The organism is Paenibacillus polymyxa, from assembly GCF_001719045.1.
GTDB classification, from domain to species: domain Bacteria; phylum Bacillota; class Bacilli; order Paenibacillales; family Paenibacillaceae; genus Paenibacillus; species Paenibacillus polymyxa_B.
Genome location: NZ_CP015423.1, coordinates 1015313 through 1042075, shown reverse-complemented (window position 1 = coordinate 1042075; position 26763 = coordinate 1015313). Strand labels below are relative to the sequence as shown.

23 protein-coding genes and 1 pseudogene are annotated in these 26763 nt (G+C 42.8%); 17 read left to right on the top strand and 7 right to left on the bottom strand.

Going from position 1 to position 26763, the window contains the following annotated elements:
* The first annotated feature begins 179 nt into the window (after positions 1 to 179).
* Complete coding sequence (locus AOU00_RS04655) at positions 180 to 1715, top strand: choice-of-anchor Q domain-containing protein (RefSeq protein ID WP_069290048.1); 1536 nt, start codon at positions 180 to 182, stop codon at positions 1713 to 1715.
* Between the two features lie 236 nt (positions 1716 to 1951).
* Here the strand turns inward: AOU00_RS04655 and AOU00_RS04650 are convergent, their stop codons facing one another.
* Positions 1952 to 3262, bottom strand: a complete 1311-nt coding sequence (locus AOU00_RS04650; protein WP_069290047.1) for an amidohydrolase family protein — start codon at positions 3260 to 3262, stop codon at positions 1952 to 1954.
* 150 nt (positions 3263 to 3412) lie between these two features.
* Here AOU00_RS04650 and AOU00_RS04645 point away from each other — a divergent pair, with 150 nt between their 5' ends.
* Positions 3413 to 3847, top strand: a complete 435-nt coding sequence (locus tag AOU00_RS04645) for a MarR family winged helix-turn-helix transcriptional regulator (protein ID WP_419538109.1) — start codon at positions 3413 to 3415, stop codon at positions 3845 to 3847.
* Between the two features lie 119 nt (positions 3848 to 3966).
* Positions 3967 to 4314 (top strand): Na-translocating system protein MpsC family protein, encoded by a 348-nt coding sequence (locus AOU00_RS04640; RefSeq protein WP_013311231.1) that lies wholly within the window; start codon positions 3967 to 3969, stop codon positions 4312 to 4314.
* Between the two features lie 109 nt (positions 4315 to 4423).
* On the opposite strand, the gene AOU00_RS04635 is transcribed toward AOU00_RS04640, so the two are convergent.
* Positions 4424 to 4858, bottom strand: a complete 435-nt coding sequence (locus AOU00_RS04635) for a DUF4395 domain-containing protein (RefSeq protein ID WP_155729733.1) — start codon at positions 4856 to 4858, stop codon at positions 4424 to 4426.
* A gap of 236 nt (positions 4859 to 5094) precedes the next feature.
* On the opposite strand from AOU00_RS04635, the gene AOU00_RS04630 reads away from it, so the two are divergent.
* From AOU00_RS04630 to AOU00_RS04620, 3 genes are read left to right on the top strand one after another with little or no spacing between them, the layout of a single operon-like run.
* Positions 5095 to 5832, top strand: a complete 738-nt coding sequence (locus AOU00_RS04630; protein WP_061830403.1) for a tRNA(His) guanylyltransferase Thg1 family protein — start codon at positions 5095 to 5097, stop codon at positions 5830 to 5832.
* Between the two features lie 2 nt (positions 5833 to 5834).
* Entirely contained in the window at positions 5835 to 6287 is a 453-nt protein-coding gene (locus AOU00_RS04625; protein WP_061830402.1) for an AAA family ATPase, read from the top strand.
* A 10-nt stretch (positions 6288 to 6297) separates the two neighbouring features.
* Positions 6298 to 7128 carry a hypothetical protein gene (locus AOU00_RS04620; protein WP_061830401.1) on the top strand — a complete coding sequence of 277 codons (831 nt, stop codon included), beginning with the start codon at positions 6298 to 6300 and terminating at the stop codon, positions 7126 to 7128.
* Positions 7129 to 7165: 37 nt separating this feature from the next.
* Here AOU00_RS04620 and AOU00_RS04615 read toward each other — a convergent pair whose 3' ends face one another.
* Positions 7166 to 7654, bottom strand: a complete 489-nt coding sequence (locus tag AOU00_RS04615) for a hypothetical protein (RefSeq protein ID WP_061830400.1) — start codon at positions 7652 to 7654, stop codon at positions 7166 to 7168.
* 305 nt (positions 7655 to 7959) lie between these two features.
* Between AOU00_RS04615 and AOU00_RS04610 the strand changes: the two genes are divergently transcribed.
* From AOU00_RS04610 to AOU00_RS04600, 3 genes are all read left to right on the top strand, one after another.
* Positions 7960 to 9429, top strand: a complete 1470-nt coding sequence (locus AOU00_RS04610; protein WP_069290046.1) for a hypothetical protein — start codon at positions 7960 to 7962, stop codon at positions 9427 to 9429.
* A 212-nt stretch (positions 9430 to 9641) separates the two neighbouring features.
* Entirely contained in the window at positions 9642 to 10520 is an 879-nt protein-coding gene (locus tag AOU00_RS04605) for a hypothetical protein (protein ID WP_061830398.1), read from the top strand.
* Between the two features lie 193 nt (positions 10521 to 10713).
* Positions 10714 to 15297, top strand: coding sequence for a fibronectin type III domain-containing protein (locus tag AOU00_RS04600; RefSeq protein ID WP_069290045.1), 4584 nt, complete (start codon positions 10714 to 10716; stop codon positions 15295 to 15297).
* A gap of 49 nt (positions 15298 to 15346) precedes the next feature.
* Here the strand turns inward: AOU00_RS04600 and AOU00_RS04595 are convergent, their stop codons facing one another.
* On the bottom strand, positions 15347 to 15856 hold the full coding sequence (locus AOU00_RS04595; RefSeq protein ID WP_061830396.1) for a discoidin domain-containing protein: 510 nt from the start codon (positions 15854 to 15856) through the stop codon (positions 15347 to 15349).
* A gap of 461 nt (positions 15857 to 16317) precedes the next feature.
* On the opposite strand from AOU00_RS04595, the gene sigK reads away from it, so the two are divergent.
* The gene (gene sigK, locus AOU00_RS04590; protein ID WP_013311218.1) at positions 16318 to 17019 is read left to right on the top strand and encodes an RNA polymerase sporulation sigma factor SigK; all 702 of its coding nucleotides are present in this window, start codon (positions 16318 to 16320) and stop codon (positions 17017 to 17019) included.
* 325 nt (positions 17020 to 17344) lie between these two features.
* On the opposite strand, the gene AOU00_RS04585 is transcribed toward sigK, so the two are convergent.
* Both AOU00_RS04585 and AOU00_RS04580 read right to left on the bottom strand, forming a co-directional pair.
* A complete protein-coding gene (locus AOU00_RS04585) occupies positions 17345 to 18319 on the bottom strand; it encodes an alpha/beta hydrolase (protein WP_069290044.1) in 975 nt (324 codons plus the stop codon).
* Entirely contained in the window at positions 18316 to 18945 is a 630-nt protein-coding gene (locus AOU00_RS04580; RefSeq protein WP_069290043.1) for a TetR/AcrR family transcriptional regulator, read from the bottom strand. The genes AOU00_RS04585 and AOU00_RS04580 overlap by 4 nt, the downstream gene beginning before the upstream one ends.
* 189 nt (positions 18946 to 19134) lie before the next feature.
* On the opposite strand from AOU00_RS04580, the pseudogene AOU00_RS27445 reads away from it, so the two are divergent.
* Positions 19135 to 19281 (top strand): annotated as a pseudogene (locus AOU00_RS27445) (sigma factor); the annotation flags it as partial.
* Positions 19282 to 19453: 172 nt separating this feature from the next.
* Positions 19454 to 19915 (top strand): 2-thiouracil desulfurase family protein, encoded by a 462-nt coding sequence (locus AOU00_RS04575; protein ID WP_061830393.1) that lies wholly within the window; start codon positions 19454 to 19456, stop codon positions 19913 to 19915.
* Between the two features lie 103 nt (positions 19916 to 20018).
* Here AOU00_RS04575 and AOU00_RS04570 read toward each other — a convergent pair whose 3' ends face one another.
* Positions 20019 to 20768, bottom strand: a complete 750-nt coding sequence (locus tag AOU00_RS04570; RefSeq protein WP_069290042.1) for a YdcF family protein — start codon at positions 20766 to 20768, stop codon at positions 20019 to 20021.
* 218 nt (positions 20769 to 20986) lie between these two features.
* Here AOU00_RS04570 and AOU00_RS04565 point away from each other — a divergent pair, with 218 nt between their 5' ends.
* From AOU00_RS04565 to AOU00_RS04545, 5 genes are all read left to right on the top strand, one after another.
* Positions 20987 to 21874, top strand: a complete 888-nt coding sequence (locus tag AOU00_RS04565) for a DMT family transporter (RefSeq protein ID WP_023989546.1) — start codon at positions 20987 to 20989, stop codon at positions 21872 to 21874.
* A gap of 242 nt (positions 21875 to 22116) precedes the next feature.
* Positions 22117 to 22893 (top strand): NAD-dependent epimerase/dehydratase family protein, encoded by a 777-nt coding sequence (locus AOU00_RS04560; RefSeq protein WP_069290041.1) that lies wholly within the window; start codon positions 22117 to 22119, stop codon positions 22891 to 22893.
* Between the two features lie 234 nt (positions 22894 to 23127).
* Positions 23128 to 24123, top strand: a complete 996-nt coding sequence (locus tag AOU00_RS04555; RefSeq protein ID WP_069290040.1) for an ABC transporter permease — start codon at positions 23128 to 23130, stop codon at positions 24121 to 24123.
* 18 nt (positions 24124 to 24141) lie between these two features.
* On the top strand, positions 24142 to 25035 hold the full coding sequence (locus tag AOU00_RS04550) for a carbohydrate ABC transporter permease (RefSeq protein WP_061830389.1): 894 nt from the start codon (positions 24142 to 24144) through the stop codon (positions 25033 to 25035).
* A 110-nt stretch (positions 25036 to 25145) separates the two neighbouring features.
* A complete protein-coding gene (locus AOU00_RS04545; RefSeq protein WP_069290039.1) occupies positions 25146 to 26687 on the top strand; it encodes an extracellular solute-binding protein in 1542 nt (513 codons plus the stop codon).
* Positions 26688 to 26763: the final 76 nt, after the last annotated feature.

Below are 26763 nucleotides of genomic sequence, written 5' to 3'. Positions count from 1 at the left end.
ATCACCAAGAAACCCTGCGATTACTAAAACGCAGGGTTTCTTGTTCCTTTCGACAGCGATTACGGTGACCTCCCGGTCCTTGGTATCGCGCATCAGGTTGCACTAATGGCCGATGCCATAAAACAGATTTAGTAGAATTATGGTACAATTTACAAGAAAAACAAAGGGGGATGAGGAACATGAAGAAATTCGGGCAAATGTTTCTGGTAGGTTTAGCCATGGCTTTCGGGCTTGGTCTGGTGGCCGGAAATGTGCAACCTCCCGCCGCTTCCGCGGCTGGTACAGAATATTATGTGGCCACGAGCGGCAGCGACTCCAACGCCGGAACGAACGATGCGCCGTGGAAGACGTTGCAGCACGCGGCCGACGTGGCTCCTGCGGGCAGCACGGTTTACGTCCGAGGCGGCGTGTACAAGCAGAAATTAAAGATTACCCGCTCTGGCTCCGCTTCGCAGGGTCCCATTGTGTTCACCAACTATGGGACAGAGACCGCCATTATTGAAGGCAGTGGACTTTCGGTCAGCGGGAACGAAGGGCTGATCGAACTGGCCGATGTCAATTACGTTACTGTTCAGGGGTTTGAAATCCGCAATTTTACCACTGCTTCCAAGAACGTGGTGCCTGTAGGTATTTATGTCCACGGTTCGGGCGGCTTCATTAATCTGTCCAACAACAAAATCCATGACATCAAAAACACGGTCACCCCGACCGGCAAAGATCGGCTGGGTCGGGATGCTCACGGTATCGCTGTTTACGGCACGAAAGCTCCGGCTTCGATTCACGACCTTACGATCAGCGGCAATGAGCTGTACAATCTCGTGCTTGGCTCCAGCGAATCGCTCGTTTTAAACGGCAACGTGGATGGCTTTGTGGCGACCAACAACCTCATTCACGATAATGACAACATTGGGATTGATTTGATCGGCTTTGAGGGAACTGCGCCGAATACCGTTTACGATCAGGCGCGGAACGGGTTGGTGAAGGGCAATCGGGTGTATAATAATTCAGTTCAAAATAACCCATCTTACAAGAGCGATGACAACTCGGCAGGCGGCATTTATGTAGATGGAGGCAAGGACAGCATTATTGAGCAGAACTACAGCTACAACAACGATATCGGCGTCGAAATTGCCTCTGAGCACGCCGGTAAAGCAACCAGTAATATTACGGTCCGCAGCAACGTGATATATAACAACCGACTGACCGGCATTGCCATGGGCGGTTACAATGAGGAGCGTGGCTCCACGGTAAACTGCAAGATCGTGAACAATACACTATACAAGAACGATACGTTTGACGACGGAAGCGGTCAGCTTTTGGTTCAATATGATACGCGAAACAACGTGGTCAAAAACAATATTTTCGTGGCCAGCTCCACGGATATGCTGATCTCCAATGGATACACCAAAAATTCCGGCAATGTTGTGGATTATAATTTATATTTTGCTCCAGGCGGCAGCTCAGAGGCCAATTGGACTTGGAAAAATAAAGAGTATACGGGATTCTCCGCATATAAATCAGGAACCGGCAACGATACGCATTCTCTATTTGCCGATCCTAAATTCGTGAATGCCGCGAACAGCGACTTCCATTTGCAGTCTTCGTCACCTGCGATCGATGCCGGGAACACGGACCGTGCCATCATTGGAACACTGGATATCGACGGGAAGCCAAGAGTACAGGGAGCCGCTGTGAACATCGGTGCCTACGAGTAATTCCTATATTTTATGACAAACAGTGCATGGCGAAAGTATTTGGGGCCACTGTTTGTACGGTTTTACAATGTTCCTTGCAATTAAAACACCTTCAAAGTGAAACTCCATGTCGTAAGATATGGAGATAACCTTGAAGGTGTTTTTGCGTTGGCAACAAGATTAAGCTATCCCAGGAAAGTAAAAATGGAAGTCATACAAATGAGATTAGAAAGTTGTTCCTGTTCGATAGGCTCTGATTAACATAGTTGTTGCACACCTTTTAACCATACGGATTTGATCGACAAAGTATCCGAGATGTTGGTTGTCGGATCACCGTTTACTAGTATAAGGTCAGCAAGCGAACCTTCGGCAATACAGCCGCGATCGTTAAGCCCAAAGCAACGGGCCGGTTTCGCGGTAGCCGACTGAAGCGCTTCTATGGGAGTAAATCCGGCCTCAACCAGCAATTGCATTTCATGATGAACGCTGGCTCCATGAGCGAGGCCGCCAAGATTGGGAACAGGAACGGGGGCGACATCCGTCCCGACCAGAATATCCACACCGGCACGGTGAAGATCCATCACATTTTTAAAGCTATTCTCCAAATTGCCTTGCGGGAAAGTATGAAAGCTTGAGTTCAAAATATCGATCCATTCCGGACTTAATTTGGAATAAACACGCGGATCATTCGCCAATTCTGATGCCGGATTCCCCAGAATGGATGAGTTCAATACCAAGCACGGTATAACAAACGCGCGTGAATCCGCTATGGATTTCACCAACTCGGATGTGAATTCGGGCCTGTCGAGAAACAAGTGACCCAATCCGTCGACTCCAATATCGATGGCGGTTTGCGAAGAATGAGCCGTCAAGACGTGAGCTATGACTATTTTATCGAACTTATGGGCTTCTGCCACGGCTGCTTTTAAAATCTCGTCGCTTAAAATAGGCAGTCCAGGGGCACCCAAGACCGTCCCTTCTTCAATCATGATTTTAATATAGTCGGCGCCACTCTCCACTTGGGTATGCACATGTTTGATCGCTTCTTCCACTGTCGTCACTTGGGGCACTTTTTCGTGATCGTGAGCGTAGGCGGCTAGCATAGCTTCCCGGTCTTCCTTGGGTAACTTCTCCAATTCCTTTAATACGAACTCAGGAATTTCATCCTCATCCTGCAATAATTCATCCGGATGACCACCTGGAGCAGTGATCGCTGTGCCGGCGGAACGGACTTCGGCGGCGTCATTCACGTTTTTCAACTGGATCTTGCGCCCTCTTTCTGTAAAACTGCCGTTCATTTCGAGTTCTGTCGTGACGCCGAATTTTAAAGCATCTCGTAACCCACCGATTGAAGTGTGGACATGCGCATCAATCAGGCCAGGCAATAATGTCGCATTTTCCCCATCGATGATCGTTGCATGCGTCGGAAGGTCTCCGCCTACCGAAATAATGGTTTCCCCCTGGATGACAACATTTCTGGGCTCAATAACTTTTTCTCCATCGAAAATACGTACATTCGTAATCGCTGTAACTTTTTCTACCGTAGAGCTTTGAGTTACATTCTTCATGTCGTTCCTCCTTAGTGTTCAGTTTTAAACACTTAGAATTCTAACTATTAGTTTTATAACTGTCAATGAACTGATTTTCATTTGACAAACAGTTTAGAGATTTATATAGTTTATTTACTGACAATTAGACTTCTAATAATTTGAGGAGGTATGATTATGGAAACCCAAAAGGATACGGTTTTTCTGGATTTGTTTCAGGTTATCGGTCTTAAGTTAAAGAAAAGAGCGGACGAGAGCATAAAAGAGTTGGGATTAAATGCTCAACAAGGAAAAATGATTAGATATATCTACGAGAATCAAGAAAATAATTTAATTCAGAAGGATCTGGCCGATCGGTTTCATCTGCGCGGAGCCAGCATTACAAGCATACTTCAAGGTCTTGAGCAAAAAGGATTCATCGAGCGAAAAATCCCGGCCAATAATGAGCGGCAAAAAAATATTTATGTTTTACCAAAAGCCATTGAATTGATTGAAGCTTTTAGTGACTCTTTTCAAAAGGTGGAGGACGAAATTGTTCAAGCCCTGACCGAAGAGGAGAAGCAAATCTTAGAGGAAATGTTAAATAAAATTAATGAACGTTTATAATTTTAGATAAAATCATGTTCCAAAAATCACTTTCGCTAGTCTCTGTTTTATAGGAGAGGAATCGGTTATGATGGATATAGTAATAGGGATATTAGTAGATTTTAGGAGAGCGGTGCGATATGAGAAGGGAAACGGGTTTTAACGAAATTATTCGAAAAGTACGTAAAGAGCTGTTTGGGAAAGGCCCGGAGCGCATACATACAACCTTTGTAGATAATATGGCCATCACGATGCTGTATGGAAATTTAACCCCATCTGAAAAGTTTCTGGCACAAGAAGAATCTGGGAAAGAGATGGTGCATGCAGCTCGAACCAAAATGGTTCAAAAAATATATCCTACACACTTCAATAAAGAACTGGAGGATTACATGGATTCCCGGCTGCTGCACCTCTTTTCAGATATTAAAGTGGAGGAAGATATAGCCATCTCCGTTTTTGTATTTGAAGATAATATTACCGCAAAATAAAAAGAAGGCGGAACCGATATAGCATCCATATTGTTGGAGAGTTCGGCTACACCCTCGATTTAATTAACGATGTCCTAATTGAAATGAATGAATAGAGAGTTTTTTCTGTTTACACGTTTTTTCTTCTTCGATATTGATATTGGGACCATTGGTAGAGAACAAAACATCCTATGCAAAAACCAAGGATAGCCACCAAAGCCGCCACTAGGACCATGGCCGAAAATACATAAGCGACAATACTCCACTGGAGCATAAATCCTACCCAAGCGACCAGCAGAAAAAAGACGGCAAGAAGCTGATTAAACCTTTGCTGTTCTCGGTCCTCCTGCACATATGAGGAGGGGCTTTTCTTCAAGAAAAGCTTGGCTATCCGCATTACTGGATTGAAGTTAAAAAGGACGCCGAGCAACCCCGCGATAAGAGGAATAACTAGCACCCCATATCCCCCTGTAATCCAAGTAAAAACTACAGATAAAACAATTACCCATTGATTAGCCCTGACTAACGGGCGCGGAATGGATGGATTTTGGCTCAAATATATCATCCTTTTCATATCGGAATAAATTCAAAGATGGAAATATTATAGCCTAACATTTGGGGAATAGATACCAAAAAAACAAAGACTCTGCAAGCCCATCTGCTAAGATTTTTTTGTTTTGCTTAATTCCTAGCGTTGCATAATCCAATTTGTTACAATTCTTATATACGCCTATTGGGGAAGATAGACATTGTTGTACTCTATGCGCAAATCACGGATCAGGAAAGGGACCTACATAGTTTATGAAAAAAAATGATTTTGGAAATAGGATGAAGGAATATGAAAATGCCTATAGATTAAGCCTACCACGCCGTTTACCCGTAATTATCAGAATTGATGGTGCGCATTTTCATACCTTTACACGTGGGATGACGAAACCTTTTGATGAGAAACTAATTTTTGCATTATGGGAGACGTGTAAATATTTGGCCTATAACATTATGGGATGTAAATTGGTGTATCATCAGAGCGACGAAATCTCACTGCTTCTTACGAATTATGATAAATTAACGACGCAATCCTGGTTTGAAAATAATCTTCAAAAGATGGTGTCCATATCTGCCTCGCTGGCTACAGCCAAATTTAATGAGGAAATCCAAAAGGTTTACCCAGGTCAGCCTTTAGCCACTTTTGATGCGAGAGCATGGGTTTTGCCCCAGGATGAGGTTACAAACTACTTCCTATGGAGACAACAAGATGCTACTAAAAATAGCATTTCTATGGTAGCTCAAGCCCATTTCAGGCATTCAGAACTAGAAGGATTGAACGGAAATCAGCTACAAGACAAGCTTTTTGTGGAAAAAGAGCTAAACTGGAACGATCTTCCGGTCTGGCAAAAGCGGGGAATTTGCATTACCAAACAACAGTACAACAAAGGCGAAGCCGTCAGAAGCAAGTGGGATGTTGATCATGAGACACCGATTTTTTCACAGAATAGAGATTATATTAACCAATATGTATACTTGGACAAGGATGTGTAGATTTGGAGTGTGTCATTTTTATAGGAATTCAGGCTTCGGGCAAGTCGACATTTTATAAAGAACATTTCTTCAAAACACATATGCGAATAAACCTTGATATGCTTAAAACACGGAATAGGGAAAATATTTATCTACAAGCCTCCATCGAAACGATGCAGCGCTTTGTTGTAGACAATACAAATGCCACTGTTATAGAACGGAAGAAATATATAGATGCTTGTGAAAATAAGGGATTTAAAATTATTGGCTACTATTTTGAACCCGATTTTGCAGAATCTATTAAGCGTAATGAGCAGCGTACAGGCAAAGAGTATATTCCTGAAATCGGTATTAAAAGTGTAATGAGTAAACTAGAGGTCCCGAGCTACGAGGAAGGATTCGATGAACTCTATAGCGTGATTTCCATTGAAGGAACATTTCAGATCAGAAGACTGCCGGAAAACCATACAATATAGGGGGGATACCATGAACATACCTGAGAGATTCATCAAACGTTTTCCAGCATACGAAGATGTATTTGCCAGCGATCTTGAACATCATCGCAAGCACTTTCTGCCGATTTGCTCGATTAATCTTCAGTTTTTATTCCCGGAGCAGGACGAGTGGCTGCATTTTGTTTCCGAAAAAGAAATCTACGAAGGCTGTGTGGGTGAAAATACTCAGCAATTTCATACCTCATATACCAAGGAAGATATGCTGGGTTTCGATGTCATTGACGGCAAATACAAATTCGAAGCAGACTGGAATTATTTTAGTCTCCATCAGAAAGAGCAATTGGAAGCTACCTATGAAGCGCTGAAATCTACCGGGGATAAAGCGTACCTACGTATGAAGAGAGAAGTCATGGCGTTGGACGGACTGGAACAGGTGTACATGGCTAATGAACAAGACTACCAAGCTCGCAAAGCATTTTTCCTGGAGAACAATAAAATTTATCCATATTCCTCCTTTGGAGAGGCCAAAAAGTCTGTGGAAGAACTCATCCGTGATTTTGAGGAAAAGCAATCCAGCGGTTGGGGGCTGAGTTTCCCTGAAGTTAACGAAATTTTGGATGATATCGCTTTTCAGTCTGACAAGGCTCAAAGTTACATCAAGGAATATGACGAATCCTTGGAAGAGATGCTCAAGTTCGAGCAAACTAACTTGCTTCATGTGCCTAAGCGTGCCAATGGTGAAACATTTACCTATATCGGTTCTTTCACCGGATATTATTTTCAAGCGTGCGGGGCGGATGCCGTCTATTTATTTTACGACCAAGAATTAAGTAAAGCGGTAATTTGCTTCGAATATTCATAAGTATATAAAAAAACTCCCATCAAGGGAGTTTTAATATTTATTTCTTATTCATCTCCACATCATGCTCTTTGGCAAGTGTGTTGACCTGTTCACCAAAATCTCTGAATAGTTTTCTACCTTCGCTGAGCTTAGTGTTACTTTCATTGATTAAGTTCAGATCCTGTTTATCCAATGCATCGAGCATCTTAATGAAGGCTTCCTTTTGAGTACTAGCGGCTTTGATGTAGGTTTCGTGGACGGCTCTTACCTCAGGCGTTTCCGTCTTTACAGCTTCTAACTTATCAACAAATTTGGTGTATTCCGGGATGATATCGTCTTTTAAAGCATTATATAGTGTAACATCATCTGTAAAGTTATCTCCGGTCACAGCTTCATACTTATCAGTAACTGCTTTTTCATCTTGTGCCAAAGGAAGCATTCCATCATTGACATACGTAATTAAATCTTTTTTAACCGGATCGGTAGAGCAAGCTGCCAAAATAGAGAAGCAACATAATACTAACATAAACACGCTAAGTTTTTTCATCTGTATTCCCCTTTTTTATGTATGTTATGGGTAATTCGATTCATTTAATAGTCAGAAAGAACTATCCATATTATTTGATTATATCGTATAAATAAGAGAATGGTAAGATTTTTATGGCAAAATAGTGTCAAAATTAAGTTGATTAACCTAAACCTATTCATTCGTATTACAAATAAGAAAATTTTAAGAAGTATATTCCATTTGAACCAATAATGTATTACGATAGAGCCATACAGCCTAGAAATTGCCCTGGTTTATTCGGGGATAGCGGGAATTCCTTAAACCATTTGAGAGGGGATTTCAGTATGAAGAGGTTCAAAAAGGCTATTGCAGTGATGTTAAGCATGATTCTCCTGTTTGCTTTCGGAATGACTGCGAATGCGAGTGAAAATACGGAGGCTGCATCGGATCAAGCGATTAAAGCGGAATCTGAGATTCAGCTAACAACTGTAAATGGAGACGTGATTAAGCGTTTAACACGGGCAGACAAGCCAGACAGCGTTACGTCTTCGGTTTATGTCATGCAAGAAAATCTCAACTTCAATACACCAGAGACAACCTCATTGAAAAGGGAATCCATTTCTTCGCTGAAAGTAAGCCCAATGGCTGCTTTAGCCACAGCTTCTTCTGCTACGTATTCCGGTACGATTACGCAAGAGGGAGGCACACAATTTTTATATCCGATTTATTTGCAGCCTGGTGAATTGTTGCAGTCCCAGTTGGATGGTCCATTTTCAGCCCAGCTTGACTATGACTTATACTTATATGAGTTTGATATGACGACAGGTGACATTAATCCTAATGCCATTGACGCATCCACCTATGGTACTTATTTTAACAATTATGAACAGGGTGCTGCCTCACTTCCTGAAAACGTAGGAACCCGTAACACTGCCGGATATGAAAAGGCATATGCGATTGCTGTCCATGCCAAAAAGGGTTCCAGCATCAGTGATCCTTTCTATCTAACGGTCGATACAAGTTCCAGCTACGATGCATATGAACCAGATGAGAGTGCTTTCCATGCCTATAACTTTACCTTTAGTACGGGTGGTTCGTCGCTTAATTCACGCTCCATTCATTCAGGCATTGATAACGACTGGTACCAAGTTACGATCCCTGCCAGCCGCAATTATGACGCTTTGAACGTAAAGCTTGACAATGTTTCGGACAGCTATGGCTACAAAGCGGAAATCTACGGAGCTCTTACCGGAAACCAAATGGTGCTTTTGCCACAAACGAATCATAATGTTAGCTTAAATACAGGAACCTACTATGTGCGAGTGTACACAACCAATCAGTATTCACCCAATCATTTGTACACACTTACACTGAAGCCGGTGCTTCGAGCTGGCAAAATTGAAATTACCGGCTATGATTCTCCTAATGGCCCTAATGATTATCCGAACTACTCATATGGTCGTCATTATCGGGTTAATCAACGCAGCAATTTTACCGTGAAAGGTGTAGTTAAGACAACTGATGGTTATCCAGTGGCAAATGCGCCTGTTGATGTGACATGGTTGAATCAGAACTGGACTGAAAGCAGCGGGAATCGTACTCGTACAGGCACAGCTTATACGGATCAGAATGGAGCCTTTAGTGTGACTCTTTCCCTGCCATCTTCCACTGGAAGTATAGCGGAATACCTGTCTGGAGCCATCAGTTTTACACACTATTATGATCTATCAGGGGTAGCCGTTCAGGTGTCAGGTACTTCGATTATAGACACGGATATTGTATATCACTTTGCCTATAGTATTTATGGTGGTTGATGGACGGGGTATTAAGCTAAGACTTTAGGTAACTTGTTGCTTGAGTATTTTATATTGAAACAAAAGTAGTTCGTTTCAATATTTGTTCATTTTTGGGACAAAGCATATATTCATTTCATATATGCTTTGTCCGATATATATAGAAACAGGGTCACATTACACTATACATACGCCTTAGATTGCCTGTTACAAACATGACAGGAGGAAATAGGATGAATTTTGGACCTCTTAGAGCACAGCAAGCGATTCTTAATGCGAGTAGTTTACGGATCAATCCGACAAGCAAGCAAGCTCCACCACCCCAGCTTCATGAAGAACAGGTCTCCAGAGTGGTAGTTCAAGACTCCGTGGAGATCAGTGAAGCTGGTAGACAGTTGGCCGAAGGGGCTATTGTATCACAGGCTGCCAAGTATTTCGGTACAACACAGATTAATGATTCATTAAACCGGGTTTTGGAAGGTCAGCCAGAAGAAGTGTCTAATGCAGTGTACAGTATGATTCAATCTAATTTTATCGTCGACGGAACAGTAACGGATGAGAGTCAGCGAGCTGTGCTGCTGGAGATGGGAGTTACTCAATCCAAGTATATTGCTGATCATTACATGGAAGGCGACAAGGCCAAAGAATTTCTCGAAACCATGAACCAGATCGCTGGTATTGCTTTAACACGATCCACTGATCCAGAGACCGGAGATATTAGCTACACGACTCCAATAGATCGTCCGTCAGGTGCTCCTGAGGATTATGTCAAGCTATCAGAAGTGATGAAGCAGGTCGATCCTCAAAAATATACGGCGTACATGAATGATATTAAAGGTGGAGGAAATGGGCTGAGCCAACTGTTAAATTTTGCGCAAAAGGTTCCTCAACATCCCGATTGGATTGAGAAATACAAGGAACGCACGGGACAGAACGCAGAGTTGCTAAATAACACACCGTTAAACAATCGGTTTGACAAAGCTGATACGACATCAGCTTCTGCTTTTATGAACAGTATGCAAAATCTTCTTAAGGAATCTTCCGCTACTCAGGATTCTTACATGCAAAATATACGAGATTTTTTTCGGAACTTGGGCGTTCAGATTCATTAATATCCTCAAATAATTTGTCAGTTCTGTTTACATCCTGCTAGGAACGAAGTATAATAGCTTCAAAACATACTCGTGATATAGAGGAAGCACCTCAAACCTAGGCATTAACGCCTTCGTTTGAGGTGCTTTTTCTATTTTACCCGAAGCGAGTTTGTAAAACTCTTTGAAAATAAAATAAAGTAAGGAGAAGTGTATGTATCGAAAAAATAAGCGAAAGGTAAGGAAGTATAGGAAATGGGTGTATGGATTTTTGGCTGTATTCCTACTATTAACGATGATTCCCATATTTCCGGAAAGGGTATCAGCTGCTGCTCAGGAGATCATGGGGGGCCCTTTTTGCCAAAACAATTTGCCGGGTGGAGGCGATAGTTGGGGTTCTTGGTCAGGAAATGGGATAGGAGCAACGGAAGTATATACTGGCATGGGTTCGGCTAGGTATAAATGTGATGGTACTACGCAGCCGACAAATCGTTTTATTGATATTGGAAGATCCATTAAGACTTCGGATTACAGGATTTTTGTTTACATTGAAGGGTCTTATCATACTGATATATATGCATCTAATAATGCAGCAGGCGACAGTTGGAGGCCTAATGGAACGAACTTATATACATGGACTAATGTAACGAAATTCTATGCGGATAGATATTATCAGGGAAAATGGTTAGATATCACCGACTCTATTACATTAAGAGATGTTCGATATTTCAGAGCGGTGGGAGATAGCCAACAGACAAGTGCTGAAATATCCAAGTTTGGAATCCGTGTTATTCCCAAATCGGACCTAATGCCTAAACCACCTCAGATCCATGCAGGTACAGAGGGACAAGCGATCACAGGATGGACCAAAGAACCTGTAACCGTGTGGATAAATGGGGACGTGGCTCCTGAAGGACTAAAATACTATGAATATAGCCTGAATGGAGGAGCATTTCAGCAATACACCGGGCCTTTCACTGTCTATGAACATGGTGTAAATACAATTTATGCCCGGACGGTGGACGTAAATAATCAGTATAGTGGTCTTTCTTCTGGGAATGTCCGAATAGACAAGATGCCTCCAACTCCACCCACCCTAAGCGCAACGGGAAATAGTAATGACTACACCATTTCATTACAGCCGGGAACAGACGATTATTCTGGACTAGCCCATACTCAATTTCGTTTGACAGGCGTTGTGAATCAAGATTGGCAGGGCTATGTTGGAGTGTTTCATGTGAATAAAGATGGCAAAAGCACGGTTTATGCACGCTCCATTGACAGCGTCGGTAATGTGAGCCAAGAAGTAAGCAAAGAAATCACGATTGATAAAAAGGGACCGACTGCTCCTGTCATCCGGGCTAGTGAAACAGGTCCAACGAACCGTGATGTGAATGTTACCATTGATTCAGGAAGTGACTCTACAAATGGAATTAAGATGACACAGTATCGCTTGGGTCCATTAGGGGAGTGGCGGACATACAATGGCACTTTTACATTAAACGCAGAAGGGACTTACGAATTAGCAGCACGGACGATCAATAATCTCGACGTGTCTAGTCCAATCGTGACTCAATCGGTTATGATTGATCGAACCCAGCCAACGCCTCCAAAAGTTACGTTTTCCGAGGTGACGACACCTACTCGATATACCAATAAGCCAGTGGAGTTTGCTCTATCGGGTGCGACGGATACTACAGCAGTACATTATGAATATCAATTGGGTTCTAGCACCTATGTGCCCGGTTCGTTGGGAATTTTAAAGGATTCGGGTATCATAAAAGTGACTGCCCAAGCTGTAGATGCAGCTGGGAATCGAAGTGATCCAGTATCCGTAATGTCTTATATTGATTTGGAACCACCGACGATCCAACTGAAGCCGGATTCGCGTGAATGGAAAGATACTCCTATTCATGTGAGGATACGATATGCCGATCAGCATTCGGGGATTGAGTCGTCGACAATGCAGTATAAAATCACGAACAGCCCTGATTCACCCGAAAACTGGGATACTGCAGCCGATACAACAATCCAGATGGATCTTTCAGATGAAGGTGAATGGTATGTTCATGCCAAGGTCAAAGACAGGGTGGGTAACATTTATGAAACGGTCAGCAGTGCACTTCGCATTCAAAAGCAGCCCCAGTCGGTTGTGCTCTCTGCGACATCCGTACGAAATACAGAAGCTGATTTGCAGTGGACTCTCCCGTCGGGCCTTGATGATGGTTACGTTTATACAGTCCGAAATCTAACAACTAATGAGGTTTGGGATGTTACGCATCCAACAAATTCTTTTACAGTTAGGGGGCTACAAGAAGGACGGCAATACGAATATGAAGTGCGTTCCAGTAACCATGTAGGAGGCAATGCATATTCCAATCGAGTCCATGTATTAACGTTACCTGATGCTCCTGATCATATCCAGTTACAACCTGTCTCTCGTCATTCTACAGAAATCATGGCTGATTTTACGCCAGTTTTCTCAGCTAACAAATATAACATTACAGCAGCGGACGTAAGTACGGGAGAAATCATATTTAGGAATACCGTTACACAGGATGTGTATAATCCAATTACAGGAATGAAGCCTGGTCAATATTACGATGTTTCTGTATCAGCTATTAATGACACTGGAGAGGGTACAGCAAAGCATGTATCTTTTCTAAGCCTACCAGACAGCCCGAACGGATTCCGGAATGTAACTGTAAGAGAAGATGGAATCGATTTGAAGTGGAATTCTGTAATCACTGCCACCTACTACGCCCTAGAACGTGACGAAGTCTCGGTTTATAACGATGTGTATACAGAATTTACCGATACTGATCTTCAAGCAGGAACAGAGTATGGTTATAACGTTTCCGCTGAAAATGCAACAGGATTCGGAGACTATGCCCATCTAGGAGTCATCACTTTACCTGATCGAGTAACTACAATATCAAGTGTGACGAAGGATGTGTATGCTATCGGTGTTGCGTGGCAGGATGTGCAGGGGGCTGAAGGATACATCTTGAATGTTAACGATGAACCGAAGGTGCGGGTTGCACGTGGTATCCATTCATATACTTTTGAGGGATTGCCTGCGGGTAGATCTGCCAATATTAAAATACGAGCCTACAATCGAAGTGGTACAGGTAAAGATACATCTATCAACGCATTAACACTACCTGATTCAGCTGTGCAACTTGCAACTGAAGATGTTCGCGAGCACGATGCCACGTTGATATGGGCCCCGGTTGATGGGGCAACTCAATATAAGGTAACGATCAACGGTCAAGATTATTATAGTACGGAACCACGTGTGGTTGTATCTGGTTTAACAGGTGGGAGAAACTATGATTTTCAAGTGAGCAGTGGGAACAGTAGTGGTTTCAGCCAGCCAGCGTTGGGTAAGCTGCTGACACTTCCTCCTCAAGCACAAAATGTTAATGTTACAGAACTTGAGGATGGCCAGATTTCGCTGAGCTGGGATGAAATCAAGAGCGCTTATCAATATACTGTAACCCGTAAAGATACGGGGGAAGTTTTTAACACCAGAGATACTCATATTAAGCTTTCAGATATCCAGCCTGGTATGATTTACTCGTTTGGTATACAGGCCGTGAATACAACGGGGAGAGGTAATATAACTCCCTTTACGCATCGCGCTTTGCCAGGTCAAATACCAGACAATAGATTGACTGTGAAAGAAGTAACAGATACCGATTTGGTTGTTACGTGGAAAGAAGCTCCGGGTGCAGATGCTTACAATGTCTACCAAAACGGGGGGCTTATCGGTCATACGACCTCCCATGAATTTAAAGTAGATGGATTGGATAGTTCTACATTGTACCGTATTACCGTCAAGCCATTGAACACAAGTGGTGAAGGTAAGCAGACAGAAGGTCAGGTCGAGACGCTGCCGTCTCCAGCGTTTGCATTTTCGAAGACAGAAACAACGAATAGTGAGTTTATCATCCATTGGGAGTCAGACCATGAGAATGATATTTTCGTCCTCGCCAGTGAAGGAGTAGAACTATATCGTGGTAAGGAACGAAGCTATATCTGGAGAGAACTTAAAGAGAAGCAATTGTATAAAGTTCAACTATGGGCAGAAAATAGTCAAGGAAAACGCACAGAGGCAAAACAAGCGAATGGAAAAACAACGGGTAATACTGTGGACGCAGGGGGTGGAGCAGGAGGGGCGGAGAGTGTAAAACTGATTCAGCCTGTTGTAAAGGAATCGTTAGAAGCAGAGTATATTCAAGATTCAACCGTTGAGAAGAAGCCAAATCATTTTAGCGACATTGAACGGGTATTTAATAAAGAAAAAATAAATGTGCTTGCCGATTTGGGTGTAGTAAAGGGAACAACTCACATGCTATTTGAGCCGAACAGACCTGTGACGCGTATGGAGTTCACTTCTATGCTGGTCCGTTCCTTGAAATTACCGCTCGAAACGGATGTGACTTTAGGCTTCGAGGATATCAATCCATCGGCGTGGTACGTTGATCTGCTCAAAACGGCGATTAAAGATCAGGTCGCTCGTGGGTTTAGTAATAGAGAATTTGGCCCAGATCGGATCATTAACCGTGAGCAGGCGGCTAAAATGGTGAATAACATTATCAAAGCTACTCCACAGCAAGAAAGCAGTGCATACTCGGATTCCTCTCAAATTGTAGAGTGGGCCAGAAAGGATGTACTTGGCCTAACCGAGATTAATTTAGTACAAGGATATCCAGATGGTAGCTTCCGTGCCAAGCAGGAGGTCACACGGGCGGAAGCGGCAGAGATGATTTATAACATGCTTCAAATGAAATAGAATAAATCAAGGGGCGGCATTGGCCAGCCCCTTTTTTGTGTGTAGTAACTTATTCCGCAATAGCGGGGTTTATATTGGATGCTCTGTAGGCAGGAACGCCATTAATGAGTGCGGTTTTAAGCTGAATATATCGTATACCATAATAGGAGGTTGTACTACTCAAGCCGGATGAAAGTACAGTTATTTTATAATATGAAAAAGGAATCTCATTACTAAATTGATAAGTTGTTTTTGCAGTGGTTGGCAAAGTTTCAACTTCACCTAACCTAAACCAATTTTCTCCGTCAATAGAGCCGTGAAAAGAAAATGAAAGTATAAAAGCTCGAGAAGATGGCTGAGCTAAAAGAATATCATTGATCGTCTTGCCTGTATCTAATTTGAAGATGATTTCTCCACCTCTACCGCTTAAACTGCTCTCCCAATAGAGATTATTATCGACTAAAACATTTTTCGGAAAAGTATTTTTAGAATCCCCGTTGGTTGAAACATTTTCCTCTGCTATAACAACAGGATCTACAGAAAAAGTATAGTTGTCTGGATTTTGGCTGAATTTTGCCATGTTGAAATTCCCCTTTTAGTTTAATTTTTGAATGTGTTGAAAAGGTTGATTTATATCATTTATATGGAACTCTCTATGAATATATTCCTTGATGATGGAATGCATACTAGTGTTTAAGCGGTCTAACATCATAATTGCAAGCTCATTTGCGGGCGGGGAGTTGCATGTTTAGAATATAAATAACTAATTGAGGTGCGAGAAAGGAAATGGATAGAATATGAAAATATACACTTATTATTTGGGAGATGTCTATATGGAGTGCGTTGATTTGTGTCGAAGAGATCTCTACGTTTCGATTTAAGTATCGGAGGTTGCTCCAGAAAGGTATCTGGCAAATTGTTACGGAGCAGTTTTCGGAGTACAGGCACGGATGGGCACCTGCCTACATACAATAAACAGACCGCAAGCCCGGTAAGTAACAAAGGCCGGTAAGTTCGCAATTACCTCAGGAGGTGTCATCCGTGCCCGGACTATTTAGCGCTATCGCTCTGTTCATCAAGGAATTGACGCTACTCGTTTCCTACGTGAAAAACAACGCCTTTCCGCAGCCATTGACTGAGAAAGAGGAAGCTCGACACCTGAAGCTGTTTGCTGAAGGCAACGCACACTCCCGTAACACACTCATTGAACATAACCTACGGCTGGTGGCCCATATTGTGAAAAAATTCGATAACACCGGCGAAGATTTGGAGGATCTTATATCCATCGGTACCATCGGACTGATCAAGGCCATTGAAAGCTTTCAGACTGGGAAAGGCACCAAGCTGGCGACATTTGCAGCCCGTTGTATAGAAAATGAAATTCTTATGCATTTACGATCCCTAAAAAAAACACGCAAAGACGTATCTCTCCACGATCCTATAGGGACTGATAAGGAAGGCAACGAGATTACTTTGATTGATATCCTCGGCACCGAGGCGGATGATATTGTAGATAAAGTACAGCTCAAAATTGAGAAAAGTAAAATCTATCGCAACCTGGATATTTTAGATGAGCGTGAAAAAGAAGTGGTGATCGGCCGCTTCGGCCTGGAAGCCGGAGGAGAAGAACGAACACAGCGGGAAATTGCACGAGAGCTGGGAATTTCGCGCTCGTACGTGTCACGAATCGAAAAGCGCGCGCTGATGAAATTGTACCATGAGTTTTACAAGCAGAAGGGGTAATGGATAAGGAGATATATGAAGCCGCTAGGCCCTTAACAGGGCCTTTTTAGGCCTTTTCCATAATTCAATTACTTGCTTCTTTTCAGAGACGTGTTTAAATTGCATCCCCCTCTACCCATCTAATATTCTTATCTAAGGCTATCTTATAAAAACAACTGCTCCTTTTCGCTTAAATAATAACTATTTTGCTATGTGTTTTCATTTAAAACGCAAATAAAAGCCTGTAGTGGTTTTCTACACTACAGGCTAAAAATGCTTGATATTATTGGGTGTTTATACTTCGTCAGGACAAGCTCCTTCGCTAGTTGGCTCTCTTGAATTGAATTTATTTTCCTACATACTCATCCAAAAAGCGATCTACTCTTTTGAAATACTCAGTGGGGTAATGGTTGATGGCATCGATGTGCTCCGTATTTTGCGGGTACCATACTTCTGCTTTTGGGTTATCTTTTAAGGACTCGTAAATAATTTCTGTATTTTTATAACTAATTTGCTGATCTCCAGTACCATGAATGAGCATAACTGGCTTGTCTTGCATCTTTTTTACCGCATCCATAGGAGATATGGAATCAAGATCAACCTTAAAGGCCCAATTTGCCATCCAAGTCGATGTATAACTAAATGGAAACGCAGGTAAACCTGAAAAGAAGGGCAAACCCTCTCTCAAAAATAGACCAGCATTACGAAAAGGACTATCCGCAATTACGGCTTTGATGTCATCACTTTCACTTGCGGCTAGCAAAGAAGTAGCAGCACCCATTGAAAAGCCGATAACTCCAATCTTATGACCCGTATGGTCTCTGGATTTTAAATAGCTTACAGCTCCTAGCAAATCGTATTTTTCATTGAAGCCCAGTGTAATCAAATCACCATCGGATTTACCTTGTGAGCTGAGGTCAAATGCCAATACATTGTAGCCTTTCGGAACGAAATGCTCTACTAACTTTTGGGTCCGCCCTTTGACTAAACGATTGCTCGTATATCCATGGACGACAATAATTGTCTTATTACTTGCTTTACCAGAAAGACCACTTGCAGGAAAGAAGGAACCTCTAATCGTATTATCATTTTTCAAGCTCTTGAACTCGACCTCTTCGTAGGGAGTTTTATCGATATTCAATCCGTAGCTGACATTAGTGTCTCTAGGATGGTGCAACAAGGTGTCTACTACTTTATAAGATATAAAAAATACAAGAGCCATCACAAGCAAAAGCACGATCCCTAGGCTCCATAAAATTTTCTTTCGTTTTTTCACACGAACGTTAAATGTCAGCTCGGGTTGTAATGATGCCTGACTCATTCAGACTCCTCCAGTTTTTCTTTAGGTTGTATGGGGGCGAACAAATAAAAGGCATGCCCCTTCAGATTTTCCCACTCGGGATGATGAATAATACTTTCTCCAAGAGTTAAGCCCACTCCATTTAAGAAAGAGATATAGGCACGAGAGATCATTGCTGGAGAAAAGCTTTTGTTGAATTCTCCCATTAACTGTCCCTTGGCATAGACGCATTCGATCGCATCTGTCATTACCTTTATACTTTTAAGGACCTTCTGTGTAAGTTCAGGGAATCTTATTCGTTGTCCTAAGACAGATTGAACAAGCCGCAATTCATTTATATAGAAGTAGATATGGTTGAATTGTTCTGCCACCATGTTCTTAATCAATACACCTGGCGTCCCCTCTTGTTGTAGACAAGCAAGCGATTTCACCTGAATATCAGCAAGCGGCTCAAGGACAGCGGCGTAGTATAAAGCTTCTTTGCTGGGGAAATATTGAAAAATGGTTCCAGGAGTCACTCCCACACTCTGCGCAATGATAGCCGTTGTGGTATTAGAATATCCACTTTCTGCGAACAGGACAACAGCTTCTTCTAGGATACGTTTACGCCGCTCCAGTCTTTTTTCTTCATTGATGGGTCTTGCCAAATGTATTCCCCTCTCTTTAAACTAAACTTTTATTAATTAAATGACTGATTATTTAATTAATAATATATCTTAAATTATGACTTATAGCAAGAGTGAATTTATCTTACTTACGAGCAGGATGAACCTTAACAAATAAAAAACCAATATGCGCCTCCGGCTTGTTTTTATCAGGTTATTTTGGATGAATACATTGAAAGCTTTCGGACCGGGAAAGGCACCAAGCTGGCAACATTTGCAGCCCGTTGTATAGAAAATGAGATCCTGATGCATTTACGTTCCCTGAAAAAAACATGCAAAGACGTATCTCTCCGCGATCCTATAGGGACTGATAAGGAAGTCACGAATTGAAAAGCGCGATCATGATTACGATTAGGTCATCAGCTGGAAGAATATCCTTACGGAACGCGGACGTAGTGGCGAGTCAAAATTTTCGTACGATGACTCTACTAGAAAATTTGTTTATACTTTAACTACTTAATAGTGAATGCAATGGAATGAGGTGGAGCTAATGATTCTGGTAAGTTCGTGTTTGGCGGGCATGAAGGTACGATATAACGGGACGGATAGCCTGGATGTACATATTCAAAAGTTGGTAGAGGAAAAGAAAGCTGTGACGATCTGTCCTGAGCTTTTGGGGGGCTTTGTGACTCCGAGAGAGCCTGCTGAGATTGTTGGAGGGACAGGCGAGGATGTGCTGAACGGCACAGCCAAGGTGGTCGAGTTCTCAGGCAACGATGTTAGCGATATGTACATTAGAGGTGCATATGAAGCCTTGAATATAGCCAGAGAGGTTAACGCAACACTTGTTGTTTTAAAAGAAAACAGCCCGTCCTGCGGATCAGCAGCAATATATAATGGGTCATTCGAAAATCGTAAAATAGCAGGTAACGGGGTAACCTCGGCTTTGTTAAAAAAGGAAGGCTTTAAGGTCATATCGGAAGAACAAATATCAGATATTTTCTTGGATTAGAATATGTAAGGGTAGATCAAGCGTCTTGCTAGCTTACAGGCTTATACCTGCGAGCGCAAGACGCTTGTTTGTGCTATGTGCCGCTATACGATTAGACATCACATTATTTAAGCTTTAATGCAAGAATTCCTAGGTATTCCTTGAGGGCTGTTCCGGTTGTAGACATGGCCCCAGCAGACGGCGAGAACTTGCCAGCATACAGTGACAGCTTTTCACTTGCCAGATAGTCGGTAGGATAAGCTATGACCTGCATGCCTGCACGCTGAAATTCCAGTGCAGCACGTGGCATATGGAAAGCGGAGGTCACCAGAACAGGTCTAGTGAGTTGATGTTTTTTTAAAATTTGCGATGTATATACGGCATTTTGCTGTGTGTTCAAAGAACGGTTTTCGATCAAGATATCCTTTGCCGGAATACCGAGTCCTAGCAGCTGCCTTTGCGCAATATTCGCTTCATTACCACTGTCTCCAAACACTTGCCCGCCGGAGAAAAGAATGGGTAAGCCTGTTGCTTCGTGCAATCTGGCCGCAGTGAGCAGTCGATTGGCTGCAGATCCTAGCAGATTGCCTTGTCCATTGATGTCGGGGGTTCCCTGTGTGGCTCCGCCCCCAAGCACGACAATGACATCGCCTTGAACGGTACGGGGTTGTGGGTACTGTTTTTCCAGGCTACTGATTAACAAATCTCCAGCCAGATTGGTCGAGGAAACATACAGCAGCAATGTGACAAGAAGCAGTACGACCGCAGGTATACGTGCCCTTTTCCATAGCCAGATCACGAGCCCTGCCATCACGAGGATGAACAAACCGGGAGGGAGCACAAAGCTGTACAAAAATTTGATGATATAAATCAAGTGCAGACAACCTCCTATCCTTATAAGCTTTATAAGTCTTTTTGGTATATTGTAACATAGGCAAATGACTGGATTCCTCTGTCCGAAGACATACCTCGATGAACAAGCGGGCATGAAAGGTGGAGCTTTCCAATACATATTTTTTGTTTGATAAAGTTGTTCTGCAGGCGTAGTATATAAAGTCTAGTGATTTTTTTCAGTAGAGGAGCGATAGCGTCATGGGAGAGTTAACGACAGCCAAGCGGATGATGATGATCGCGCTACTGGTTGTATTGTGGGGCATTTCTTGGCCCATTTATAAAGTGGCATTGGAATTCACACCTCCATTGTTGTTTGCAGGGCTACGTACACTGCTGGGCGGTCTGCTATTAGGAGCAATTTTAGTACCGAGATGGAATCGCATTCGTTGGAAAGAAAATTGGCGGGTGTATGCTATTTCAGGTATTTTTAACGTGGTACTGTTTTATGGCCTGCAAACAGTGGGACTGATGTACGTCCCCTCCGGCTTGTTTTCTGTGCTGGTATATCTCCAGCCTGTGCTGGTCGGTATTTTTGCATGGATGTGGCTGGGAGAAGCGATGTCCAGACTCAAGGTGATTGGATTGATCATCGGATTTTTGGGCGTTGCAGCTGTCAGTGTGGGCGGATTTTCAGGGCATGTGGCTGTGGCAGGTGTAATCATCGCCATTATTACAGCCGTGAGCTGGGCATTGGGAACGGTATATGTGAAAAAGGTAAACCAGCGTGTCGATTCGCTGTGGCTGGTTGCATTTCAATGTACACTGGGAGGCATCGTGCTGACGGGAGCTGGAACGGTGACGGAAAACTGGTCGGATATCGTATGGAATGTCCCGTATGTGTCAGGGCTAATATTCGGCACGGTGCTGGGAATTTCACTATCCTGGCTGCTGTATTTCACGCTGGTCAATTCGGGGGATGCCAGTAAGGTTGCTTCCTATACGTTTTTGGTGCCTGTGATTTCAGTATTTGTCAGCTCGTTGGTGCTGGGCGAAGCGATTACGGCTTTCCTGCTTATCGGGTTAATCTTAATCGGGCTTAGCATTTATTTGGTTAATCGCAGAGCGAGAGTAGTACGACAAGCTTGAGCGTAGTAGTTGAAACAAAGAAATTGAAAGATAGAACTTGAAACATAGAATTTGAAACAAAGTAACAACAAGGGACTCTTGCACAATAGCAGGGTCCCTTTTTATATGCCGACAGGTGACACAGTTAAGTGGGTTATGACATACCGAATTCGAGAGTTTAAGGGGTTTCCTCCCTGGGGAGTTGGTTAAAATTATGATATGGATGACAGCATACAACCAAGCTAAGAAGGGAGATGCGGGCGATGGCACGAAAATTATTGATTACAGGTGCGGCAGGTACAATTGGAAAAGTATTGTATGAAGGGCTACAAGCGGAAGGTAAATATGAAATAACCGCTGCTGATGTGAAGAACGATGAAGAGGCAGGGATTGTGGAAATGGATATACATGATGCTGCACGACTGGATGAGCTCACGCGTGGAGTGGATACGGTACTGCATTTTGCATGGATCAAGGATGAAGGGGATTTTCTCGGCAAAGTGCTGTCTGGCAATGTTAGCGGAGCCTACAAGTTGTATGAAGCTGCGGTGAAAAATGAGGTAAAGCGCATTGTTTTTGCCAGTTCCAATCATGCCACAGGGTTTTATAAAGTAGGCGAAAGCATAGATGTAGAAGATCCCTACCGACCAGACAGTTTTTATGGATTGAGTAAGTGTTACATTGAACTGTTGGGACGGCTGTATGCCGATCAGGGCAAAATATCTTCAATGAATATCCGGATCGGAAATTTTCCTGGGGATGATTGGCCCCATTCGGAGCGCGCCGCTCATATTTGGATCTCCGAGCGCGATATGATCCGTCTGACCGTCTGCTGTATTGAAGCTCGTCCAGAGATAAGCTATCTTAATTTGTACGGTACGTCGGCCAATACGGATAATTATTATGACATTGGCTACTTGGAAGAACTAATCGGATATAAGCCGCAGGATAATGCCGCTGAGCTGCTGGAGCAGGCCAAGAAAATCGGATTTCGGGTGAAACAGGATGAAACCACTTTTCAGGGTGGACAAAAGGAATAGAGTAGATCGTTCAAATATGCTTTGTGATTGGGCTCAAGGCGTCGATCAGGCGCCTCATATTACATAAAACTTCACAAATATCCGAATTGTTCACTCCTCCGGACACTCCTTTGTTCATGAAGCATGAGAGGCTTCACTTTTTATTTTGAATGCGCTTACATAAAATACAGTTATACGGCGGCGGTGCTACAAACCTTGCTGTCGACAACGTATACAGAGGGGGAGTGACTCACATTGAATCAGCCTATGCCCAAAAATTCTGCAATGCTTGCAACGGATTCCCGCCTGAACGGTAAGAGGCTGGGAACGGGTAGAAAACACGGTTTTTTCTATGAACTGTTCCGCAATCGGGTATTATTTTTGATGTTGTTGCCCACTTTAATTTTTTTCTTCATTAATTCCTACATTCCTATGGTAGGTATTTATTATGCATTTACCCAGTTCGACTTCAATACCAGCCTGTTTGATGCCAAGTTCGTCGGACTCCAAAATTTTCGCTTTCTATGGCAATCCGGCACGCTGACAAAACTGACATTGAATACGGTCGGATACAACGCAGCGTTTATTTTACTCGGCAACGTGTTAGCGATTGTTCTCGCTATTTTGCTGAATGAGCTGCGAGGCCGCTACTTTAAAAAGATCGCTCAATCCGTGATGTTCCTGCCTTATTTTGTTTCTTTCGTTATTCTAAGTGTCATCGTGTATAACATATTTAATTATGATAATGGTTTTCTGAATACGCTGTTGCTGCAACTTGGTGGTGAACGCGTGGATGTATACAACAAACCATGGGTATGGATTTTCCTGATTATCCTGTTCTATTTATGGAAAAATCTCGGCTACAGTATGGTGATCTATCTGGCAGCAATTACAGGGATCAGTGACGAATATTATGAGGCAGCTAAAATGGATGGAGCTAACATTTTTCAACGAATCTGGTACATTACCGTTCCGATGCTTAAATCGACATTCGTTGTGCTGCTGTTGTTTGCGCTTGGTAGTATTATGAAAGGACAATTTGATCTTTTCTATCAATTAATCGGCAACAATGGGGTGCTGTACAATACGACGGATATTTTGGACACTTATGTGTACCGTTCCTTGAAAGTGACTTTTGATGTGGGTATGGCTTCGGCAGCAGGCGTGTACCAATCCTTGTTCGGTTTTGTACTGATCATGACCGTGAACTACATCATCCGCAAGTTGAACGACGAATATGCCTTATTCTAGAAAGGAGGACCCAAACGGATGGCGATCAAAGAGGATGTATACACTCGAATTTTTAAAATCATCTCTTATGTGATTATCATTATTGCTTCCATTGCTTGTTTACTCCCGTTCCTACTTATTATTTCGGCTTCACTGACCAGTAATGAATCGATTATCAGGGATGGATATCACTTTATACCACAGCAATTCTCACTAGAAGGTTACCGGACGGTGTTCACCTTTCCTGAAGAGGTGTTAAGGGCGTATGGGGTGACAATTTTTACCACGGTGGTAGGCACGACGTTGGGCCTGTTCCTGATGACGATGGCAGGATATGTGCTGGCACGCAAAGATTTTAAATACCGCAATGCGTTTTCATTCTATATATACTTTACGACGCTGTTCGGAGGCGGGTTGGTACCTTGGTACATTATGCTGACGAAGTATTTAGGATTGCTTGATACGTATACAGTGCTTATTTTCCCGGGATTGATGACTCCGTTTCTGATCATTTTGATGAAAAACTTCATTCGTTCTTCCATGCCGGAAGAACTGTTCGAGTCCGCTAAAATTGACGGCGCGGGTGATTTTAAAATTTACTATCGAATTGTGCTGCCTTTATCTACACCGGGGATTGCCACTGTGGGGCTGTTTCTGGCCTTGGCTTACTGGAATGACTGGTTCTCATCCTCACTCTTTATTAACGATCCGCATAAATACCAGTTGCAATATTATCTGTATAATGTAATTAACTCCATGCAATTTATCGCTCAAATGGGTGCAGGTACTGGTGTGTCTCTTTCAAATGATATGCCGACAGAATCGACCAAAATGGCAATGGCAATCGTGGTTACTGGACCCATTTTGCTGCTGTACCCGTTCATTCAGCGTTACTTTGTCAAGGGACTGACCATAGGCGCGGTAAAAGGCTGAAGCGGCACTAAAAGGCTTTGATGGCATAACGTGCTGACGGTATGCCATCAAAGCAGCACTTTTTGTAAGCGTTTTAATAAACAGACTACCATTTCAAAGGGAGGATTCACATGACATTCACAAAGAAAAGAAAACAACGCATGTCCATCCTGATTGCAGTAATGGTTATCATGGCGCTATTAGCCGGATGTGGAGGCGGTAGCGGAAACAGCGCACAAAAAGCAAATGGAGAGGATGATAAATCCCAAAAAGTTCAGCTGCAATTTTATATGCTGGGGGATGCTCCTAAGGATCTGTCTACCATTGAGGCAGAGATTAATAAATTGGCGGAAAAGGATCTGAATGCCACCGTCAAATTTAACTATACGACGTGGACAGACTGGGATCAAAAATATAAGCTGTTATTGTCTTCGGGTCAGCCTATCGACCTGATATTCACTGCAGATTGGACGCAGTATCAGGCCTATGCCAAGAAGGGTGCATTCCTGCCGCTAGACGATCTGCTGCCTAAGGCTTCACCTGCCTTGCAAAAATTTGTACCTCAAGACATGTGGGATGGAGTTAAAATCGGAGGCAAAATTTATACCGTGCCTGGCACGTATAAAGAGTATGTCACTAACGGTTTTGTATGGCGTGAGGATTTACGAGAGAAGTACAATTTGCCTAAACCGACAGATATCAAAAGTTACGAGGCTTATATGGATGGGATACGTCAGCATGAGCCAAATATGAAAACCGTATCTCTGAACAGCGATATCAAGGGAAATCTGCATGACCGATATACCGAATTAGTAACGAAGAGTGTAGGTGCCTTGCCTTATGGCATTGGTATTAAATATGAAAAACCAACAGAGGTTTATAAATATTGGGGCTCGGATGAACAAAAGGAAGAGCTGAACACTTACAAACGCTGGGCCGATAAAGGATTCATTCCCAAAAACGTATTAAACGTAAAAGATACGCTTCAGGATCAAGTGACTTCTGGCAAAGCAGCGAGTATTTTCGGTGATAATCCAACCCGGTTTAATGATATGGTCATTAAGCTCAAAGCATCTCACCCGGACTGGAAGCTCGAGTATTACCCATTCCCTTTGACGACAGGTTATGCAACTCCAGTGCATCCGATTCACAACGGCTTTGCAATTCCAAAAAGCAGCCCAAATCCGGCGCGCGCATTGGCTTTTTATGAAAAGCTTGTGACGGACAAACGCTATAACTTGCTCACGCAATATGGTATTGAAGGCAAAAACTATGAAGTCAAAGATGGTTACTATCATATGATTGGTAGCGGCAGTTCTAATGGATTTTCACGCGAAGGTATGAACAGTTGGGCTTGGCGTAACCCGGAATATATGCTGTTTGACTCAGGCTTTGACCGTGTGAAAAAGATTTTTGCTGAGCTGGATAAAATCCAGAAGCCTGACCTGTTTACCGGCTTTGCAGAGGACTACACAACCTACCAAGCAGAAAAAGCAGCTCTAGAACAGGTTGAGAAGCAATATCTGTATCCGCTCCAAGCTGGACTGATCGACAATGTAGATCAAGGCTTGCAGACCTTCTTGCAAAAGGCAAATCAAGCTGGTTTGGAGAAAATCCAAACTGAATATACAAAACAATGGGAAGCCTACGTAAAGGAGAAGGGGATTAAATAAAACATAAAGAATTATGATAAAGAATAAAGCAAGTCTCCAGAAAGTTGGAGGCTTGCTTTTTTAATGTCAGTTTATG